Here is a 20,450-nt window from a genome sequence, read left to right on the forward strand (position 1 = left end):
CATTTTCCGGGAGGCCATGGATTGAGCGGCCCCGGCGCGCCTGCCATAGATTGCGCATGAGACTTGCAATCAACGGATTCGGCCGCATTGGCCGCGCCATCCTGCGCCAGATTCTGACGACCCCGCGCGGAGACGGCATCGACGTGGTGCGGATCAACGATATCGCACCCTTGGATATGTGCGCCTATCTGTTCCAGTACGACAGCACCTTCGGCCCCTTTGCCCATCCGGTGGAGCATGGCGGCGGAGCGCTGCAGGTAATGGGGCGCTCGATCCCCGTCAGTCATGCGCCGGATCTGACATCGGTGGACCTGTCAGGCGTTGATCTGGTGCTGGAATGCACCGGCATTGCGCGGACGTCTGATGTCGCCGAGCGCGGCATCAAGGCAGGTGCGTCCAAGGTGCTGATCTCCGGCCCCTCCCCCGCCGCCGAGCTGACCGTGGTGCTGGGCGCCAACGAAGAGCAGCTGGGCGATGCGCGCATCGTCTCCAACGCCTCCTGCACCACCAATGGGCTCACTCCGCTGGTCAAGCTGCTGGACCAGATCGCCGGCATCGATACGGCACATATGACCACGATCCACTGCTACACCAACTCGCAGCCGATGGTGGACGCACCGCGCGGTGATTTTGCCCGTTCGCGCGGCGGCGCGCAATCAATGGTCCCCACAACGACCTCGGCGATGCATCTGATCGACGAGGTGCTGCCGCATCTGAAAGGCCGGGTCAGCGGTGCCGCAGTGCGGGTGCCGACGGCCAGCGTTTCCGCCGTGGATCTGGTCGCGCAGCTGAAAACCCCGATGAGCGAAGACGCGTTCACTGCCGCCCTGCGCGAAGGCGTGGCAGCATCCAAGGTGCTGGGCTGGACCGATATGCCGCTGGTCTCCTCGGACCTGCGGGCGCGGCCTGAATCGCTGGTGATTGCCGGGCCCGAAACCCGCATGGCCGGCGAGCATCAGGCGCGGGTGTTCGGCTGGTATGACAATGAATGGGGCTTTTCGGCCCGGATGCTGGATGTAGCCAGGCTGATGGCGGAATAAGATCTGCCCTTGTCCGAAGACCGGTTTGCAAGCCCGCCACTGGCGGGCTTGGCTATTCCTGCGGTTTCCGCCCTGCTCCAGACAGCCGGATCCAGCGGAAAATTAGCATCAGCGCAACCATGCAGACCGCAAGACCGATCAGATCTCCAGCTGCATAAACAGCCATGACCGGCAGCTGATCACTGGGAAAGATCAGACCGGAAAACACCACCGATTGCCCCAGCGAATTGATGACAGAGGCCAGCGCCCCCACGGCCAGCAGCCCGGTCCAGGCGATCCGGCGCGCTTGGCCGGCAGAAAGATCCCAGCCGAATAGCCATGCGATTTTAAAACCCGCAAATGCGGCAAAGGCGCCGACAGCGATGGATTCCAGCAGCACCGGCTCCATTAGCTGCTGAACGTTGGATGACGTGAACATCAGCTCAGACAGAAACGCGCCACTGGCAAGAGGCAGAACCGCTCTCCAGCCGAACAGCCAGACGCTCAGCACCCGCACCCCGTGCGGCAAGTAGATCAGGCTGGCAAAGACGGTGATCTCCGGCAGGAACAGATTCTGCACCGGCGTGACGGCCCAGGCCGTCAGACCATGGCAAATGACATAAGCCGCGGCGATCACCGCAAAACTCTGAAACCCGGGCAGGAACTGCAATACTCGTATCATGCCGCCCGTTTAGACAGCGTGCAGGGAAGCTGCAATCGGATGTTCGACGCCTGACAGGCTGCGATCACCTTGCGGCGGGATCAAAGCAAACCACGTAATGCTTGGCCTTGCTGCCGCCCGCCCGCTCCAGTAATCCTAAGGCCAGCAGCGACTTCAGTGTCCGGTGAAAAGTCGCCTGGGCAATTTCCGTCACCAGCCGGTGGCTGCGGATTTGCTCGGACTGAACCGGGGCGCCTGGCACGCTGGTCAGCGCATGCGCGGCCAGCAGCACATCCCGTTCGGCCCTGTTCAACCGGTCCAGGCCAAGGTCGCGTTCCATCTTATGGAGCATATCCCGAAGTTCAAAAATTGACTTTAACCGATCCACAATTGTACCTCCGGGGAACACAAGCTGCTGCTTCAGCACCATTTAATCTGCCAGCATTAGATGACACCACGCGAAAATTATCAATCCGACAATTATCTGGACAGAACAATTCCGCGTGGTATCATTCCCGTCAGACTAGGCTGCATGTGAGTGGTGGCTGCGTCTGACGTTTACTCGAAGTAGCTTTGTTAACCAGTGCCAGCTCCGGCAGCTTCAACTGCCGGAGCTGAACTGAATAGTACAGTTTCTTTTTCGGTTTCCAACCACCTTTGCAGCCAATTTCACCGCGCACACGCCAAACCGGCAGGATTGCGCCCGCGGCTTTGCACTCTTCCTCCAGTGCCGCCGCCTGCCAGCCGCCGCCATGCGCGGCAATCCGCTGCTGGCCGGTGGAGACCGAATCCCGGCGGAAAGCTGCTGCTTTACCGGTTCCATCCTGCAAATTTCCCGTGTTAGGCTTTGACCCAGCCGCCTGCGGCCCTGCCGGGCTTAGAGGCCGATTTTCCGCCCGCCGCCGGGAGCAGACATGAATTTTCCTTTCCGCCCGCGACTATTGGCGAGCACCATTGCCTTCAGCCTGCTGACCTTTCTGCCGCCTGCCGCCTTTGGCGCCGAGGCCACGTTGCAGGCGCCCGGTGCGGATGAAGCCCTGGCCGGGCGGCTGCGCGGCGCCTCGTCTTCGGTGGCCGCCAGCGGCGAAACCAATGTGCAGGAGCTGCTGGCGGCAGCTTTGTCGGATTACCGCACTCTGGTGCAGGTGCTGTATGATGCGGGTCATTTTTCGCCGGTGGTGAATATCCGCCTGGACGGGCGCGAGGCGGCGCGGATCCAGCCGCTGAACCCGCCAAAGAACGTCAGCAAGGTGGAAATCACCGTGCAGCCCGGCCCGCGGTTCAGCTTTGGCACGGCAGAGCTGGCGCCGCTGCCGCAATCCAGTGACGTGGAGATCCCTGCGGGCTTTGCCCCTGGCCAGCCCGCCAGCACCGGCGCGATCCGCGACGCGGCAATTGCCGGCGTGCGGGCCTGGCGGCGCAGCGGCCACGCCAAGGCAACGGTGGCGGACCAGAAGATCACCGCCAACCATGTTCAAGCCCGGCTGGATGCAGAACTCCGGCTGGCGCCAGGGCCGCAGCTGCGGTTCGGGCAGTTGCGGATCACCGGCGACACCAACGTCCGCGAGGACGCCATACGCCGGATCGCCGGGTTCCCGGAAGGCAACGCGTTCCACCCCGATCTGGTCTCCAAATCCGCGACCCGGCTGCGCCGCACCGGCACGTTTTCCACCGTGGTCCTGCGCGAGGCTGAGCAACCGAATGCGGACGGCACCTTGGACTTTACAGCCCGGGTCGAGGATCTGCCGCCGCGCCGCTTAACTTTCGGGGCCGAGATCAGCTCCTCCGACGGAATTGAACTGTCGGGCAGCTGGATGCACAGGAACCTGTTCGGTGCCGCGGAAAAACTGCGGATCGAGGCACGGCTCAGCGGTATCGGCAGCAGCAATGACATTGACGGACGCATTGCGGTGCGTCTGGACCGGCCCGCAGCACTGGGTCCGGATGACAGTATCTTCTATTTGGCCGAGGCCGAACGGCTGGACGAGGAACACTACAGCGCCACCCAGCTGCTGGGCGCCATCGGCATGCGGCGGACGTTTTCGGACCATTTCTATGCCGAGGCCGCCTTGGGCGTGACGTCCATCCTGGCAGAGGATGTATTCGGCAAGCGGCGCTTCAAATACCTGGCAGGCCGGATCCGGGCGGAATACGATGGCCGCGACAGCCGGGTGAACCCCGCCAGCGGCTATTTCCTGCAGGGCGGCGCAACCCCTTTCATCGGCATTGACGGCAACGACTCCGGCCTGCAGATTAAGGCTGACGGGCGCGCCTATTACGGGCTGGGCGCCGATGACCGGATCGTGCTGGCCGGGCGGCTGCAGATGGGGTCGGTGATCGGACCGTCCCTAAGCGGGACCGCCCCCACCCTGCTGTTCTTTTCCGGCGGCGCCGGATCGGTGCGCGGGCATGAATTCCAGTCGCTGGGCGTGCCTGCCAATGGCGGCACCGCCGGCGGGCGCGGTTTTCTAGCGCTTTCGGGCGAGGTGCGGGGCAAAGTCACCGACAAGATCTCGCTGGTCGGGTTTTACGACCTTGGATTTGTCGATGCAGACAGTTTTGTTTCCGGCTCATCCGCGCGCCACGCCGGGGCTGGCTTTGGCCTGCGTTATGATGTTGCGGGCATCGGCCCGATCCGGCTTGACCTCGCCTATCCGGTGGACGGCGGGTCCGAGGACGGGCTGCAATTCTATATCGGGATCGGACAAGCGTTTTGAGACAGTTTCTTGGCCTTGCCCTGGCCCTTGGGCTGACGGTTGCACCGGCAGCGGCGCAGGACACCACGACGGAGGATGCCGGCGGGCTGCTGGTGGATTTCCTGGAGGACACCCTGTCCGGCGACAGCCGCTATATCAGCGTGACAGGTCTTGAGGGCGCGTTTTCCTCGCAGGCCAAGATCAAGCGGATCACGGTGGCGGATGAAGACGGTATCTGGCTGACCGTTGAGGGCGCCGAACTGGACTGGAACCGGCTGGCGCTGTTAAGCGGGCGGTTTTCTGTCAATGAGCTGTCGGCTGAACGCATCAAGGTGGCGCGCGCGCCCAAACCGCTGCCGCCGGATCCTGAATTGCCGGAGCCAGAGGCCACGCCCTTTGCGCTGCCGGAGCTGCCGGTGGCAATTGAGCTGGGCCAGATCAAGGCAGCCCGGATCGAACTGGGCGAGGACCTGGCCGGTTCGGCGGCCACCCTGTCGGTCGAGGGCTCGCTGATGCTGGCGGACGGAACGCTGGATACCAAGCTGGCGGCAACCCGGCTGGACAAACCCGGCGATCATTTCCGGCTGGAGGCAGGGTTTGCCAATGAAACCCGGCAAATCACCCTGGATCTGGCAGTAGAGGAAAGCCCGGGCGGTCTGATTTCGCGCAGCCTGGATCTGCCGGGCAGCCCCGAGTTGCAATTGACTGCCCAAGGCAGCGGCCCGGTCAGTGATTTCACCGCCGATATCCGGTTCAGCACCAATGGCGCGGAACGGCTGACAGGCCAGGTGGTGCTGGCGGCTGTGCCTCTGCCCGCTGACGCCGCACCCGAAGCGCCGCGCGATATCGGCTTCTCTGCCGACCTGGGCGGCAATATCGACGTGCTGCTGCCGCCGGTGCACCGGCCGTTCTTTGGCCCTGGTCTGCGGCTCAATGTAAAGGGCACGCGCGCAGGCAGCGGCGCGGTGGCGCTGGACACGCTGGCCTTGCGCACCAATGCGTTGCAGGTCACCGGCGCAGCAGCGCTGGATGCGGGCGGCAAGCTGGACACTGCAAATCTGAAAACGGCCATCACCGCGCCTGCCGGCCAGGCAGCTGTCACCCTGCCCTTTGGCGGCGGGCTGACGACGCTGGCGGCGGCAGACCTGCAACTGAAAAAGACCGCCGGGGGCAACTGGACCCTGGACGGGGTGCTGGACCAGCTAAGCCACCCCGGCGCCCTGGTGGGCCGGGCCGAGATTTCCGGACAGGGCACGCTGGACCAAAGCACCGGCTTTGCACTGAAGGGACGGCTGACTGCCGGCCTCAGCGGTTTACAGCCGCGTGATCCGGCACTGGCCAAGGCCACCGGCAATGAAATCCGCTTTGAAGGCACGCTCAGCACCGAAGGCCCCGGCGCGCTGCAGATCACGGATATGGAACTGCGGGGCAGCGACTATCAGGCCGCGGGGGATGTGGGTTTTGACGGGTTGGAAGACGGCCTGAAAGTCAGTGCCGACCTGACTGCGGGCCTGGCTGATCTGGCCCGGTTTTCCGATCTGGCCGGGCGCCCGCTGGGCGGCGCGGTGCAGGCCAAGGTCAAAGGTTCCTTCACGCCTCTTTCGGGGGCGTTTAACACCGATCTGTCGATGCGGGCGCAGGACCTGTCGGCAGGCATTGCCCAGGCTGATGAGCTGCTGAAGGGCACAACCACGCTGGCGCTGAAGGCGGCGCGGGATGAGAACGGCATCGCAATCGACCGCTTTGAGCTGGCGGGCAGCGCGCTGCTGGCCAGCGCCGCAGGCACGCTCAACAGCGATGCCGGGCGGATGGAGATCACCGCCAGGCTGAACCGGCTGGAGGTGCTGCTGCCGCAAACGCCCGGCGCGCTGGAGCTGGCCACCACCCTCATCCGCAATGGCGATACCCTGGATGGGGTGGCAGAGCTGAAAGGGCCGCATACCTCCAGCGCCAAACTGGATGGCTCCGTCACGCTGGAAGGCGATGCCGATTTCACCTTTGCCGCCGCCCTGAACGAGCTGGAGCGGTTTGTGCCGCAGCTGGCGGGCAAGCTGACCGCCCAAGGCACCGCCGCGCGCCGCAACGGGGAATGGCAGATTGCGGGTCAGGCTGCAGGTCCTGCCGCCATCACCGCGGATATCGAGGGCCGCTTTATGGAAAACAACGGCAGCACAGATCTGCGCTTTGATGCGGCGATCGGCCAGCTGCAGCGGCTGGTCCCTGACCTGCCCGGCCGCCTCGCTGCCAAGGGCACCGCGGCGCGGCGGGACGGCACCTGGACCATCGACAGCACCGCCAGCGGCCCCGCAGGCATCGACAGCCGCGTTGCCGGCAGCTGGAGCGAGGCCAAGGGCACCGCAGATGTGACCGCCAAGGGCACGCTGCGGCTGGAGGGGCTTAACCCGTTCATCTCTCCCAACCTGTTGCAGGGTCCAGCAAACTTTGACCTTGCGCTGAAAGGCACTCCGGCATTGGACGGCGTGAGCGGCACCATCTCGGTGCCCGGCGCCTCGCTGGCCATTCCGGCGGCAGCACAGCGGGTGGACGATATCAACGCCACTGTTTCCATCGCCCGCTCCAGCGCGCAGCTGCAGGTCTCGGCCCGCCCGCGTGACGGCGGCACGGTGCGGATCAGCGGGCCGGTCGGGCTGCTGCCCCCGTTCAACGGCAACCTGCAGATTGCCATCGGCGATGTGGTGGTGACCGACCACCTGTCTTACGAAACCCTGCTGAACGGCAGCCTGGCGATGTCAGGTGCGATGGCGGGCAACAACCGGATCGAGGGGCGGATCGATGTGGGCGAGACCAATATCAACCTGAATACCGCCGGCGGTTCGGTCTCAGCGGCGCCGATCCCTCCAATCCGCCATATCGGAACCCCGCGCGATGTGCGCCAGACCCTGGCCCGCGCCGGGCTGACCGGCAGCAGCGGCGGCGGTGGCGGCTCCGGCAGAACCGAGCTGGACATTCTGATCAGCGCGCCCTCCAGGATCTTTGCCCGCGGCCGCGGGTTGCGCTCGGAATTGGGCGGCGAGATCCGCCTGCGCGGCACCACCGCACGGCTGTCGCCCTCCGGCCAGATCAGCCTGATCCGCGGCACTTTTGATATTCTGGGGCGGCGGCTGGAGCTGGATGAAGGCCGGATCACCCTGCTGGGGGATCTGAAACCCTATCTGGAGTTCAAATCCTCGGCGGCCACGGATCAAGGCACCGCAACGCTGGAAATCTCGGGCCGGGTCGACGCGCCCGAGATCAAGGTCACCTCGGACCCGCCCCGCCCCAGCGAGGAAGCCCTGGCGCTGCTGCTGTTCGGCGACAATATCCAGGACATCTCGCCGCTGGCGCTGGCGCGTCTGGCGGGGTCAGCGCTGACCCTCAGCGGACGCGGCGGCGGTGCGCAAAACAAGCTGCGCAACGCTACCGGAGCGGATGACGTCGATATCGGTGCCGACAATCTGGGATCCGGGCAGCTGAGCCTCGGCGGCTATGTGGCGGAAAACGTCTATACCGATTTCAACGTCAACACCCGCGGCGACAGCGAGCTGAGCATTAACCTCGACATGACCGACAGCCTGACGGTGCAAGGCACGGTGGACAGCGAGGGCGAAACCGGATTTGGCCTGTTCTTCAAACGCGACTACTGACGGATGGCCCGGCGGCGTGTTTCACACGTCTGCCCCGGCGGCGGCCAGCGCCACCCGCGCAGCCCCGCCGACACCCGCAGCATCATCCGTGATCAGCCACAACGGCGTACCGGCACAGACAGCCCCCAGCTGGCCGCCCGGCGCCGTATAGCTCTCCAGGAAATGCGGCCGCGCGGGGGAGTTCAGCACACCGCGCGCGACGCTTCCGGCAAAGAACAGACCCTGCGCCGGCAGATAGGCCGCTGTCAGCTCGCGCGCCATCAGACCCAGTAAATGCGCCCATTCGCAGACCGTCCGTGCCTCGGGCGAGTCCGGGCTTGCCAGGCAGGCGGCCACAACCCCCTCGGCACTGCTGGCTGCCGAGCCGGTCAGGGCTTGGTGAAACCGCACCAGACCAGCACCCGAGAACAGCATTTCGGTGCTGGCCGCATTCGCCGGCTCATGGCCCAGCACCCCCTGCAGGCGGCGGTGCACGGCTTGCGGCAGGCTGGCGCGGCCAAGTTCGGCTGCCAGCACCTCGCCGTTCAGCGAAGCTGAGACATTGAACCCGGTGCAGATGCCGGCAACCAGTGCCTGGCCGCCGCTATGCCGCCCCGGGTGCAGACAGGACAGCTGTCCCGGGATCAGCGCAGGCAAGGCATGGCACTGGGCTGCAAGATCGTTGATTATACTGGCCTTGGCACTTGCTGGCAGTTGCAATGCGGCGGCTATGCTGCCTGTATCGCCCTGCCAATTGCGGTTGCTGAGGTGAAACTGCCCCTCCCGGACCGGACCTGCCACCGCCAGGCAAGCCCCCTGCAGGGGCGGAAACCCCGGCTGCGCGCAATAGGCCTTCAGCACATCTTCCAAACTGGCGAAACTGCTATTGGCGAAGCTCTGCAATGCTGTGACCCCGATGCCAGGGGCAGCCAAAGCCAGCCGGGTCCGGCTGCCACCAACATCGCCAGCCAAAACGGTCAGCTCAGCCGCCATCTGCCGCGGTCCTTTTCTGATCAATTTCGTACGATCAAGACTGCAGCAATCCCGCCGCAATTGCAATTGAGCTGCAGAAGTGCAATCGTCCCCTGGCATTTGGACAGATAGCCGAAACGCTGCAAAAATAAGACCTCCGATATCAATTGACACAAAACTGGTTCTGGCCTGCATGACTTTACCCGCCCCCTGGCATTCACTGATGCCGCGTATTGCCGGCAAGGCAAAGCGCGTGAAAAAGAAAATGCGGCTGCGGGCATCAATGCGGCACTTGCACGGACCGCGCCACCAGTATGCAGCAGCTGACGATGTGACAGTGGTGACAGTCGTCAAGGACGGGCGGTTTTTCCTGGATGAGTTCTTTGCCCATTACCGGTCAATGGGCATCCGCCACTTTGTCTTTGTCGACAATGGCTCATCTGACGGGACAATCAGGCGAATACAACAGGAGCCCGGCACGGTTGTCCTGCAGTCTGCATTGCCGACTGCGGAATTCGAACCTGATTTCCGGCGCTATGCCGCTGAACGGTACTGCACCGGCAGATGGTGCCTTTACGCTGACATTGATGAGCTGTTTGACTTTGACGGCCGCGAAGACACCGGTTTGAATTGCCTCATCCATTATATGAATGCGAACGGCTACACAGCGCTGGCCGCCCAGATGCTAGATCTGTTTCCCGCCGCGACACTTCGCGAAGCGTCTGACTGGCCTTTTTCCAAGGTGCTGAAAGAGTACCGGTATTTCGATCTCGAAGCGATCGAAACAGTGCCCTATCACCAGAACAGCCATCCGCTGACTGCCGGGTTCTCCTATTTTCTGCAACACAACAGCGTTCCTGGAGAGCACATTCAGTTCCTGTTCGGCGGCATTCGAAACAAGATCTTCGGGGAACAGTGCTGCCTGACAAAGCATCCTCTGGTTTTCCTGGGACCCGGCGTTGAGGCCGGCGTGCATCCTCATTGTTCAGCACGGGTGCGGTGTGCCGATTTCACTGCCTTGCTGCGTCACTATAAATTTTGCAACAGCCCCATCGAACGGGACCGGCAATCCGTCCATGACGGCATTATCCCGCATGGAGCAGACAAATTGCGCCTGGCCGTCCTGGACCAGCAGGACGACCTGACGCTTCACACCCCCCAGGCCCAGGAATACTCCGGCATTGAAGACCTGTATAAAAAAGGATTTTTGATCCGCTCCCAAAAATTCGCTGCATTTTCAGCCGCATATGCCCAAGGATGAACCGTCCATCGGGGCACCGCCGCATGCCATCGCGGCGGTGGTCATTGGCCGCAATGAGGGCGAGCGCCTGATCCGCTGCCTACGCTCCTTGCAAGGCCAGGCGCAGCCGCTGATCTATGTGGACAGCGGCTCCAGCGACGGCTCGGCAGCTGCCGCCCGGGCACTGGGCGCCGAAGTGGTTGATCTGGACCTGTCCCAGCCGTTCACGGCGGCGCGTGCGCGCAATGCCGGGCTGGCAGTTTTGGGTGAGAGAGCCGGCTGCGTGCAGTTCGTGGACGGCGATTGCGAGGTGGACACGGATTGGATCACCACTGCAGCAGCGTTCCTGCAGGCGCATCCCCAAGCGGCCGTGGTTTGCGGGCGGCGGCGGGAGCGGTTCCCCGATGCCTCGGTCTACAACCGGCTGTGCGATGCGGAATGGGACACCCCCCTGGGCGAAGCCAAGGCCTGCGGCGGCGACGCGCTGATGCGGGTTGCGGCGGTCCGTGCGGCGGGCGGATACCGCGGCAGCCTGATCGCCGGGGAAGAGCCGGAACTGTGCCTGCGGCTGCGGCGGGACGGGTGGCGGATCTGGCGGATTGATGCGGAAATGACCCTGCATGACGCGCAGATGCAGCACTTTGGCCAGTGGTGGCGGCGCAGCCGCCGGGCCGGCCATGCATTCGCCGAAGGCGCCGCCTTGCATGGGGCGGGACCGGAACGCCATTGGGCCGCCGAAACCCGCCGCGCGCTGTTCTGGGGGACGGCACTGCCGGCAGGTATCATCCTGGCTGGTCTGATGAACCCGTTCTTGATGATTGCTATACTGATCTACCCGGCGCAGTTTCTGCGCCTGGCCCGTCGCATGGGATACACGCAGGCGCTGTTTGCCGTCATCGGAAAATTCGCCGAAGCTGCCGGCGCTGTGGAGTTCTATTGGCGCCGCTGGCATGGCAGGGCTCGCGGCATTCTCGAGTATAAGTAGCGCCGGCTGGGGCTTTGCCCCTCTTCGCCTCGCGGCCAATTCACCCCAGGATATTTACGGCCAGAAGAATAAAGGGCCCAGGTCCTCATCTGGCCCTTAATCTTCCCTGAGTACGCGGCATAGCCTCGCCAAAAGGCTGGGCATTGCCGCCCGTCACCGCGCCCGGATGCGCCAAGCCCTGAGCATCTGGCCAGGCAGGATCATCAGGCATTTGGCATAGCGCGGCAGCAGCCGCGCCGGGCTGGACAACGCCCGCCACAGCCACTCCATCGCCACCGCCCGCACCCAGGCGGGCGCCCGCTTCTGATGGCCGCCAAGAAAATCCAGCCCGGCTCCGATCGAGGCAAACCCCGTGCGCGGCGACATCCGGCGGCCGCGTTGGGCAAACCGTTCCTGCTTTGGCGCGCCCAGCGCCAGGAAGCACAATGCAACGCCGGTCCCTTCCAGGCGGTGCAGGATCTGATCCGCTTCTGGCCCGTCCGGGTCAAACCCGCCTGATGGCGCATGGACCCAGGCAATGTCCAGTCCCGGCACCTGTGCCAGCAAAGCGGCCTCGGCGTCCTGCAGCGCCGCATCCGTGCTGCCCACGAGGGCCACCGGAACCCCGGCCTCTGCCGCCAGGCGGCACAGCGGCAGCACCATGTCCGAGCCGGGCATCAATTCCACCGGGCGGCGGGCAAGCCGCGACAGCCAGACAACCGGACGCCCGTCTGCAACAACCAGGTCCTGCGCCTGATAGGCCGCCAGAAAGCCCGGGGACTCCGCCATCTTGACCAGGTGGTCCAGATTTACCGTGGCCAAGGCAAACCCCTGCGAGGCCTTGAACCGGGCCCGGACCTCGGCTTCAAGCATGGAACGCGCCGGCATGGTCACCGCAACCCGGCGGCCGTGAAATTCGAAATACAATGCAGCCTCCAACAACAATGCCGCCTCCTCATACCGCCGGCACGGCGGCCAGGCCAGCAGACCCGCATCCGCTGCGCCCTGAGCGTGGCAAAGCTGCACGCTGTTTACCTCTTCTTGCAAATCCGCGGGACAGGGACGTCCGCAACCGGTAAACTTTGATGCAAATCCGGGGAATTGAGGGGGCACGAAGGCTTTGCCCAACACTTTGGCCTATCTGATGCTGCTGGCTTGGCCGCTGGCCAGCCTGATCCTGTTCCGGCGCCTGCCGCTGGAGCGGGCAATCCTGTGGTGCATCATCGCAGGCTATCTGCTGCTGCCGCCGCTGGCCGAGTTCGACCTGCCGCTGGTGCCGGATATGGACAAATTCGCCATTCCTTCGGTGATGGCGTTCCTTTTGTGCCTGCTGCTGCTGCACAGGCCGGTGCCGCTGCTGCCGCGGCACCCTGCGGTGCGGCTGCTGGCGCTTTTGTTTGTGTTCGGCGTCATCCCCACGGTGCTGACCAATGGCGAGCCGGTCCTGTTCCGCAGGATCGCCAATTCCGATCCGATCATATTTCTGACCGATCAGCTTCCGGGACTGCGCTGGCGCGATCTGGGATCCGTGATCATCAACCAGATGATCGTGCTGATACCTTTTCTGTTGGCGCGGCGTTACCTCTCCACCCCCGAAGCGCAGCGCGAGCTGCTGCTGGCGCTGATGATCGGCGGACTGGCCTATACCGTCCCGTCGCTGATTGAAATCCGGCTCAGCCCGCAGATGAACGTCTGGATCTACGGCTTCTTCCAGCATGATTTCAGCCAGATGATCCGCCAGGGCGGCTTCCGCCCCATCGTGTTCCTGCCGCATGCGCTGTGGCTGGCGTTCTTCATGCTGTCGGCGCTGCTGGCCGCCACAGCCCTGGCCCGCACGGCCGCTTCCGGCCAGAGGCTTCGCCTGATCCTGGCGGCGGTATATCTGTTTGCCGTCCTGGTGCTCTGCAAGAGCCTTGCCTCGCTGGCCTATGCGCTGGCCTTCACGCCTGTGGTGGCGCTGGCGCCGCTGCGCTGGCAGCTGCGGGCGGCGCTGCTGCTGGCGCTGATCGCAGTGGTCTATCCGATGCTGCGCAACACCGGGCTGGTGCCGACCGAAGCGCTGGTGGCGCAGGCCGAGGCAATCAGCGCCGAGCGGGCGCAATCGCTGAACTACCGGTTTGAGAACGAGACACAGCTGCTGGCGCAGGCTGCGGAAAAACCCTGGTTCGGCTGGGGCGGCTGGGGCCGCAACCTGGTGCGCCACGCCGAGACCGGGCAGATCCTGTCAATCCCGGACGGGCGCTGGATCATTGTGTTCGGCACCTTCGGCTGGCTGGGATACATCGCTGAGATGGGCTTGCTGGCAGCGCCGCTGGTTCTACTGGCACAGGCCGCGCGGCACGCGCCGCAGGGCAGTGTCTCGCCGTTTGCCGCGCCGATTGCCCTCATCCTGGCCGCAACCATGGTGGATATGCTGCTCAACGCGACTCTGATCCCGATCACCTGGATGTGCGCCGGCTCGGTGCTGGGCTACGCTGAGCGGTTGCTCTACCCGAACCTTTTCAGCAGGAAACCTGCCCTGTTCGGCGGGGCGCAGGCGCTGATGCCTGACACCGCCGGACCGGAGAAGCGAAGTATTCTGTGATGCCGCAATCTTTCCGCTTTTCAGGCCCAATTCAACACATTGCGTCCACAGGCTGGCCCTATGGATTGACGAAAATGAAATGATTGACTCCGGGTTGCAGCACAGATGGGGATCTGGTGCTGCAAGGCCGGGATAACCCGCCGGGGAGAACTCCGGCACCATAAATCAACCCGTCCGGCGGGCATTTGCCAGCTCTGCAAAGCAGTCTGGCATCGTTGTGCCGGGCTGTTTTTAAGGGGCCAGTGGGTCAGGTATTGGCGATGCAGGATGGGAAACCCGCAGCGGGGGGCGCTGCCGGAGATATAGCAATTGTCGGGTTGTCAGTGACTGTCCCCGGCGCAAATTCTGCTGACGCTTTCTGGCAGAACCTGCGCGACGGCATTGAATCGATTGAGGTTCTGGACCGGGACACCCTGCTGGCGGCTGGCGAACGGGCGTCTGTGCTGGCCGACCCGGACTATGTGCCTGCCTCAGCCCGGCTGCAGGGGTTTGATGAATTCGATGCCGAGTTCTTTGGCTTCAGCCCCAAGGAAGCCGCCATCCTCGACCCCCAGCACCGCAAATTCCTGGAAGTGGCCTGGGGTGCCATGGAAAACGCGGGCCACCCGCCCGAAAGCATCGCTGGCCCCATCGGCGTTTATGCAGGCTGCGGCATGGGCAGCTATTTCTACTTCAACATCTGCTCGAATCCGGCCCTTGTGGACGATGTGGGCATGTTCCTGCTGCGCCATACCGGCAACGACAAAGACTTCCTATCGACCCGCGTCAGCCATGTGTTCAACCTGCACGGGCCCTCGGTCAACGTGCAGACCGCCTGCTCCACCTCGCTGGTTGCGGTGCATTACGCCTGCAAGGCGCTGCGGGAAGGCGAATGCGATATGGCGCTGGCAGGCGGCGTCACCATCGAGCTGCCGCAGGGCCGTGGCTACCTGTACAAGGAAAACGAAATCCTGTCCCCGGATGGCCATTGCCACGCCTTTGATCACCGCGCGCAAGGCACCGTCTTCGGCTCTGGCGCCGGTGCCGTGGCGCTGCGGCGGCTGGAGGATGCCATCGCCGACGGCGATCACATCTGGGCTGTCATCAAAGGCTCCGCCATCAACAACGACGGCGCGGACAAGGCCGGTTATCTGGCGCCCTCGGTCGGCGGCCAGTCGGCGGCGGTGCAGGCCGCGCTGCAGGCCGCAGGCACCCCGGCAGAGACCATAGATTACGTCGAATGCCACGGCACCGGCACCTATCTGGGCGACCCGATTGAGGTCACAGCCCTGACCGACGCCTACCGCGCCACCACGCAGGACAACGGTTATTGCCGCATCGGCTCGGTCAAGACCAACATCGGCCATCTGGACACCGCAGCGGGGGTTGCCAGCCTGACCAAAACGGCGCTGGCGCTGCACCACAGGGAAATCCCGCCCTCGCTAGGGTTTGAGACGCCGAACCCGGCAATAGATTTCGACAGCTCGCCGTTCCGCGTGAACGCTGCCCTGACACCATGGCAGCCGCACAAGGGGCCGCGGCGCGCGGGCATCAACTCACTGGGTGTCGGCGGCACCAATGCCCATGTGATCCTTGAGGAAGCGCCAGAGCGCGCAGCCTCGGAAGAAAGCGACTTTCCGTTCCAGATCTTGTGCATCTCAGGACAGTCAAAGGCCGCGCTGGACGCTAATACCCAGACACTCGCCGAGTATCTCCACGCCAACCCCGAGGCCGATCTGGCCGACGTGGCCTATACGCTGAAAGAAGGCCGCCGCGGCTTTGCCAAACGCCGCGTTCTGGTGGCGGAAACCGCCGCCGAAGCGGCTGATCTTCTGACAGAAAACGACCCGCGCAAGGTCTTCACCCATGACCGCCTCGACGACGCGCCCGAGGTGGTCTTCCTTTTCCCCGGCGGCGGCGCGCAATATGCCGGCATGGCCCGCGATCTGTACGAGACTGAACCGGTCTTTGCCGATTGGATGGACCGCGGGCTGGACCACCTGCAACAGAGCCTGGATTACGACATCCGCGCCATCTGGCTGCCCGAAGTTGGTGGCGAGGATACGGCAAACGCCAGGCTGCAACAGCCTTCGGTGCAGCTGCCGCTGATCATGATCGTGGAGTATGCGCTGGCGCAGCTGTGGATCAGCTGGGGCATCAAACCCGCAGCACTTGCGGGCCATTCGATGGGCGAAAACACTGCCGCCTGCCTGGCCGGGGTTATGCGTTTCGAGGATTGCATTGATCTGGTCCTGCTGCGCGGACGGCTGTTTGATACCGTGCCCGCAGGCGGCATGCTGTCTATCGCCCTGCCGCTGGCCGAGGTTGAGGCGATCATCGGCGATGATCTGGACATTGCCAGCGTCAACGCGCCCGCGCTGACTGCCGTTTCCGGCCCGCAAGACGCGCTGGACCGGTTGTCCGCCGACCTGACCGCGCGCGAGGTCGACCACCAGCGCATCCAGATCGACATTGCCGCCCATTCGCGGATGCTGGACGGCATCCTGCAGCAGTATGGCGATTTCATCCGCTCGCTGACCCTGTCGGCGCCAAACCTGCCGGTGATCTCCAACCGCACCGGTGCTGCGCTGACTGCGGAACAGGCCACCAGCGCCGATTATTGGGTCGGCCAGTTGCGCAACACCGTGCGCTATGCCGATTGCATTGAAACCCTCGCCAAAACCCCGAACCGTGTGTTCCTTGAGGCCGGCCCCGGCAAAGCCCTCAGCGCTCTGGCACAAATGTCGCCCGCCGTGCAACCGGGCCAGGTGCTCAGCTCGCTGCGCCACCCGGATCAGGACGTGATGGATGACAGCTACTTCTTCGGCGTCATCGGCCGGCTTTGGGCCTGCGGAGTCGAGGCCGACTGGCAGCAGATCTGGGGCGAGGCACGGCGCAACCGCCTGCCCCTGCCCGGTTACGCCTTTCAGCGCAGCCGCTATTTCATCGAGCCCGGCAAACCCGCAGTTGAACAAGACACGCCCCCGGCCCGGCACGAAGATCTGACCGATTGGGGCTACCGCCCCGCTTGGCGGCCCAGGTTCGCCGATTGCACCCTGGACGTGGAACATGAACTGGACCAAGCACCGCACAACTGGCTGATTTTCGAAGATGAAACAGGTCACGCCACCCGCGCCGCAGACCAGCTGCAGGCCGCAGGCCACAGCGTCACCCGCGTCCGCGCTGGCGACACTTATGCGCAACTGTCCCCGGCCTCATACATCCTGCCGCCGGAACAGGGCCGCGCCGCCTATGGCGCATTGCTGGCAGACTTGGCAGGCGCCGGGCTGCTGCCGGACCGCATCGCCCATTTCTGGCTGGTGACCGGGGAAGAAACCTATCGCCCCGGCTCCTCCTTCTTTGACCGCAATCTGGAGATGGGCTTTCACTCCCTTACCGCATTGGCGCAGGAACTGGGCAATGCCGATCTGCCCGGCCCACTGCATATCAACGTCTTCACCACCGGCGCAGCACAGGTCCGCAGCGAAACGCTGCTCTATCCCGAAAAGGCGATGATCGCGGGGCCGCTGGGGGTGATCCCGCGTGAGCTGCCCGGCATCACCTGCGCCGCCATCGACATCGAACTGCCAAAGCCGCCCAAGGCGCTGTTTGCACGCCGCAAACCAGCACAAGCGGACATCACCCCGCGCCTGCTGGAAGAGCTGATGGCGGACCCCGCGAACACCTCCGCCGCCTGGCGCGGTGAAAAGCGGTATGAACTCACGTGGCGCCCGCTGCCGCTGCCCGCGCCGGAAACGCCGCCATTCAAACCGGGCGGCCATTACCTGATAACCGGCGGTTATGGCGGCATCGGCCTGACCATCGCAGGCCATCTGATGCGCGAATACGGCGCCAATATCTCGCTGATCTCCCGCGAAGGACTGCCCCCGCGCGCCGCCTGGGAGCACTATTTGCGCAGCCACAGCCCGGCCAACCGCACCGCTTTGCGCATCCGCGCGGTAATGGCGCTTGAGGAGACCGGAAAGGGCCGGATCCTGCCGCTGGCCGCCGACGTCTGCAACAGCGGCGAGCTGCGCCGCGCCCGCGCGCAAGGCGAAGCTGCCTTTGGTCCCGTCACCGGGGTGATCCACGGCGCCGGTGTCATCGATGACGGCCCGCTGCTGGCCAAAGACGAGAACCAGATCGCTCTGGTGCTGGCCCCCAAGGTCAGCGGGCTGCGCGCGCTTGATGCGGTCTTCCCCGATGGCAGCCTGGAGCTGATGGTGTTGTTTTCCTCCTCCTCCGCCGTGACCCGGCCTGCGGGCCAAGTGGATTACATTGCCGCCAATGAATTCCTCAACGCCTGGGCCAAGGACCGCACCGGCGGCCTTACCCGTGTGATGGCCGTTGATTGGGGCGTCTGGTCCGATACCGGCATGGCCGCCGACGCCATGGCCAGCCGCAACGGCGCCACCGCTGCCGGCACGATGGCCCCCTGTCCCCAGCCGCTGTTACAGCAATGCGGCTATGACACGGCCGGCAACCGCATCTTCACACCGCGTTTTGAAACCGCTGATTGGCTTCTGGACGAACACCGGACCGCCGATGGCACCGCCCTGGTGCCCGGCACCGGCTACATCGAAATGGCGGCAGAAGCGCTGTCAGAAACCGGTTTTGAAGGGCCGGTTGAAATCCGCGACCTGTACTTCATGCGCCCCCTGGTTGCAAAAAATGAAGCCCCGGCAAAGCTTGCGGTGAAACTCGAAGCTAATGAAAATGGTTATGAACTGTTTGTTTACTCGGCATGTACAAATGGTTACTCTCTAAATTGTCAGGCTATGCTGGCCTCAGCGGCGGCGGCAGAACGCCCCGCTGCACTCAACCTCCAGAAGATTTTCACCCGATGCCCGGAGGAGCAGGCGCCAATCAACGGGCGCTTGTGCTCCGCGCAGGAGGTGCATCTGCGCTTTGGTCCGCGCTGGCATGTGCTAAGGCGCGCGGCACTGGGCAATGGCGAGGGCCTCGCCACTCTCTCACTGCCGGACATCGCGGCGCAGGACGGCTGTCTGCTGCATCCCGGCCTGCTGGACCTGGCCACCGGCTGGGCGATGGGTCTGATCCCCGGTTATGACGCCAGCGCGCTTTGGGTGCCGGTGTCCTACCACCTGATCCGGATCTTTGCCCCGCTCACCTCCAGCATCTGCAGCCATGTGCGGCTGGCGGATGCGCCGGATGGCAGCTCTGCCGGTTTTGATATCACGCTGACAGATCCGGACGGCACTGTGCTGGTCCGGATCGAAGGCTTCCGGATGCAGCGCCTGACCAGCGGGTTCGACGCCGCAGCAGCCGAAGGGCAAGCCGACGCCACCGCCGCAGAGCTGGGCCTGGAACCTGCCGCCGGCACGCATCCCCTGTCCCCCGAGGAACGGCGCCTGCAGCTGAACATCTCCAACGGCATCAAATCCGCGGAAGGCGGCGAGGTGCTGGCCCGCGCCCTGGCCACCGGCCTGCCGCAGGTGGTGGTATCCTCTCTGGACCTGCCCGCACTGATCGCACAAGCAGGGCAGACAGCCGCCCCCGCCCAGGAGGCGCAGACGTTTGAACGCCCGCAGCTCGACACTGATTATGCAGCCCCCCGCAACCCGGTAGAGGAGGAACTGGCCGGCCTCTTTGCCGCCCTCCTTGGGGTGTCGCAAGTGGGGATCAAGGACAGTTTCTTTGACCTCGGCGGCCATTCCCTGATTGCGGTGCGGCTGTTTGCCCAGGTCAAACGCGGCTTTGGTGTGGAATTCCCCCTGTCGGTGCTGTTCGAGGCCCCCAGCGTCGCCTTGCTGGCAGAACGGATCATAGACCGCACCGGTGGCGGCGTTGCTGCGGAACCAGGAGCACCTGCCGCAACTGCGGAGGACGCACCATCCTTCACCCATCTGGTGCCGCTGCATCCGGGCGACGGCACCGGGCGGCGGCCCTTCTTTTTGGTGGCGGGCATGTTCGGCAACGTTCTGAACCTGCGCCAACTGGCCCTGCTCGTGGGGAAGGACCGCCCGGTCTATGGACTGCAGGCCAAAGGGCTGGTCGGCAATGACGCCCCGCACAGCCGGATTGAGGACGCAGCCCAAAGCTGTCTGGGCGAGATCCGCCGGATCCAGCCCGAGGGCCCCTATCTTCTGGGCGGCTTTTCCGGCGGCGGCATCACCGCCTATGAGATGGCGCAGCAATTGAAGGATCAGGGCCAGGAAACCGCCGCGCTGATCCTGCTGGATACGCCCCTGCCCGTCCGCCCGCCGCTCAGCCGCCGCGACAAGGCACTGATCAAACTGGCAGAACTGCGCAGCAAAGGGGCCGTCTACATTGGCGAATGGGCCAGAAACCGCATCGCCTGGGAGGTTGAGAAGCGCCGCACTGCCCCGGCTGAGACCGGCACCCTGCCCGAATTCAACAACCGCAAGATTGAGCTGGCCTTCCGCACCGCCGTTGAAACCTACCCCCTGCGCCCTTGGACCGGCCCGTTCACCCTGTTCCGCCCGCCGCTGGACCGCAAATGGCAGGTCAGCGGCGGCAATTGGGTCAGCGCCGCGCGCGAATATGTGTTTGATGACAACGACTGGACCCGATGGGCTGCGCAGACAGAGGTGGCCGAGGTGCCGGGCGATCACGACAGCATGGTTCTGGTGCCGAATGTCAGCGTGCTGGCCGCCGGCGTCAAAGCCCGGCTCGACGCCGCCGATGCGGCGGCAGGCCGGCCCCGCTATGCCGCGGCCGCGGAGTGACA

At 64.5% G+C, this 20,450-nt stretch carries 12 protein-coding genes; 7 read left to right on the forward strand and 5 right to left on the reverse strand.

Going from position 1 to position 20,450, the window contains the following annotated elements; all coding sequences use genetic code 11:
* Positions 1 to 56: 56 nt before the first annotated feature.
* On the forward strand, positions 57 to 1,040 hold the full coding sequence (locus K3555_RS15205) for a type I glyceraldehyde-3-phosphate dehydrogenase (RefSeq protein WP_260006072.1): 984 nt from the start codon (positions 57 to 59) through the stop codon (positions 1,038 to 1,040).
* A gap of 52 nt (positions 1,041 to 1,092) precedes the next feature.
* Here K3555_RS15205 and K3555_RS15210 read toward each other — a convergent pair whose 3' ends face one another.
* The 3 genes from K3555_RS15210 to K3555_RS15220 all read right to left on the reverse strand — a co-directional run bounded on the left by K3555_RS15210 (position 1,093) and on the right by K3555_RS15220 (position 2,510).
* Entirely contained in the window at positions 1,093 to 1,701 is a 609-nt protein-coding gene (locus tag K3555_RS15210; RefSeq protein WP_259997569.1) for a hypothetical protein, read from the reverse strand.
* A 64-nt stretch (positions 1,702 to 1,765) separates the two neighbouring features.
* On the reverse strand, positions 1,766 to 2,032 hold the full coding sequence (locus K3555_RS15215; protein ID WP_259986735.1) for a hypothetical protein: 267 nt from the start codon (positions 2,030 to 2,032) through the stop codon (positions 1,766 to 1,768).
* A 166-nt stretch (positions 2,033 to 2,198) separates the two neighbouring features.
* A complete protein-coding gene (locus K3555_RS15220) occupies positions 2,199 to 2,510 on the reverse strand; it encodes a hypothetical protein (RefSeq protein WP_260006075.1) in 312 nt (103 codons plus the stop codon).
* A gap of 84 nt (positions 2,511 to 2,594) precedes the next feature.
* On the opposite strand from K3555_RS15220, the gene K3555_RS15225 reads away from it, so the two are divergent.
* Complete coding sequence (locus K3555_RS15225) at positions 2,595 to 4,397, forward strand: autotransporter assembly complex family protein (RefSeq protein ID WP_260006077.1); 1,803 nt, start codon at positions 2,595 to 2,597, stop codon at positions 4,395 to 4,397.
* The gene (locus K3555_RS15230) at positions 4,394 to 8,020 is read left to right on the forward strand and encodes a translocation/assembly module TamB domain-containing protein (protein WP_260006078.1); all 3,627 of its coding nucleotides are present in this window, start codon (positions 4,394 to 4,396) and stop codon (positions 8,018 to 8,020) included. The genes K3555_RS15225 and K3555_RS15230 overlap by 4 nt, the downstream gene beginning before the upstream one ends.
* A gap of 21 nt (positions 8,021 to 8,041) precedes the next feature.
* Here the strand turns inward: K3555_RS15230 and K3555_RS15235 are convergent, their stop codons facing one another.
* Positions 8,042 to 8,992, reverse strand: coding sequence for a glucokinase (locus tag K3555_RS15235; protein WP_260006079.1), 951 nt, complete (start codon positions 8,990 to 8,992; stop codon positions 8,042 to 8,044).
* A 379-nt stretch (positions 8,993 to 9,371) separates the two neighbouring features.
* Here K3555_RS15235 and K3555_RS15240 point away from each other — a divergent pair, with 379 nt between their 5' ends.
* Together K3555_RS15240 and K3555_RS15245 are read left to right on the forward strand one after the other, a co-directional pair.
* Positions 9,372 to 10,232, forward strand: coding sequence for a glycosyltransferase family 2 protein (locus tag K3555_RS15240; RefSeq protein ID WP_260006080.1), 861 nt, complete (start codon positions 9,372 to 9,374; stop codon positions 10,230 to 10,232).
* Complete coding sequence (locus K3555_RS15245; RefSeq protein WP_260006082.1) at positions 10,219 to 11,196, forward strand: glycosyltransferase family 2 protein; 978 nt, start codon at positions 10,219 to 10,221, stop codon at positions 11,194 to 11,196. The genes K3555_RS15240 and K3555_RS15245 overlap by 14 nt, the downstream gene beginning before the upstream one ends.
* Positions 11,197 to 11,349: 153 nt before the next feature.
* Here the strand turns inward: K3555_RS15245 and K3555_RS15250 are convergent, their stop codons facing one another.
* Entirely contained in the window at positions 11,350 to 12,102 is a 753-nt protein-coding gene (locus K3555_RS15250; RefSeq protein ID WP_259999531.1) for a WecB/TagA/CpsF family glycosyltransferase, read from the reverse strand.
* A gap of 193 nt (positions 12,103 to 12,295) precedes the next feature.
* Here K3555_RS15250 and K3555_RS15255 point away from each other — a divergent pair, with 193 nt between their 5' ends.
* Together K3555_RS15255 and K3555_RS15260 are read left to right on the forward strand one after the other, a co-directional pair.
* On the forward strand, positions 12,296 to 13,759 hold the full coding sequence (locus K3555_RS15255) for a hypothetical protein (protein WP_260006084.1): 1,464 nt from the start codon (positions 12,296 to 12,298) through the stop codon (positions 13,757 to 13,759).
* Between the two features lie 260 nt (positions 13,760 to 14,019).
* Positions 14,020 to 20,448, forward strand: coding sequence for a type I polyketide synthase (locus K3555_RS15260; RefSeq protein ID WP_260006086.1), 6,429 nt, complete (start codon positions 14,020 to 14,022; stop codon positions 20,446 to 20,448).
* Positions 20,449 to 20,450: the final 2 nt, after the last annotated feature.

Source organism: Leisingera sp. M527, from assembly GCF_025141525.1.
Lineage (GTDB): Bacteria > Pseudomonadota > Alphaproteobacteria > Rhodobacterales > Rhodobacteraceae > Leisingera.

Coding starts and splice junctions, on each gene's coding strand:
- K3555_RS15205 (WP_260006072.1), top strand. CDS start 57: ATGAGACTTGCAATCAACGGATTCGGCCGCATTGGCCGCGCCATCCTG.
- K3555_RS15210 (WP_259997569.1), bottom strand. CDS start 1,701: ATGATACGAGTATTGCAGTTCCTGCCCGGGTTTCAGAGTTTTGCGGTG.
- K3555_RS15215 (WP_259986735.1), bottom strand. CDS start 2,032: ATGCTCCATAAGATGGAACGCGACCTTGGCCTGGACCGGTTGAACAGG.
- K3555_RS15225 (WP_260006077.1), top strand. CDS start 2,595: ATGAATTTTCCTTTCCGCCCGCGACTATTGGCGAGCACCATTGCCTTC.
- K3555_RS15235 (WP_260006079.1), bottom strand. CDS start 8,992: ATGGCGGCTGAGCTGACCGTTTTGGCTGGCGATGTTGGTGGCAGCCGG.
- K3555_RS15240 (WP_260006080.1), top strand. CDS start 9,372: ATGGGCATCCGCCACTTTGTCTTTGTCGACAATGGCTCATCTGACGGG.
- K3555_RS15245 (WP_260006082.1), top strand. CDS start 10,219: ATGCCCAAGGATGAACCGTCCATCGGGGCACCGCCGCATGCCATCGCG.
- K3555_RS15260 (WP_260006086.1), top strand. CDS start 14,020: ATGCAGGATGGGAAACCCGCAGCGGGGGGCGCTGCCGGAGATATAGCA.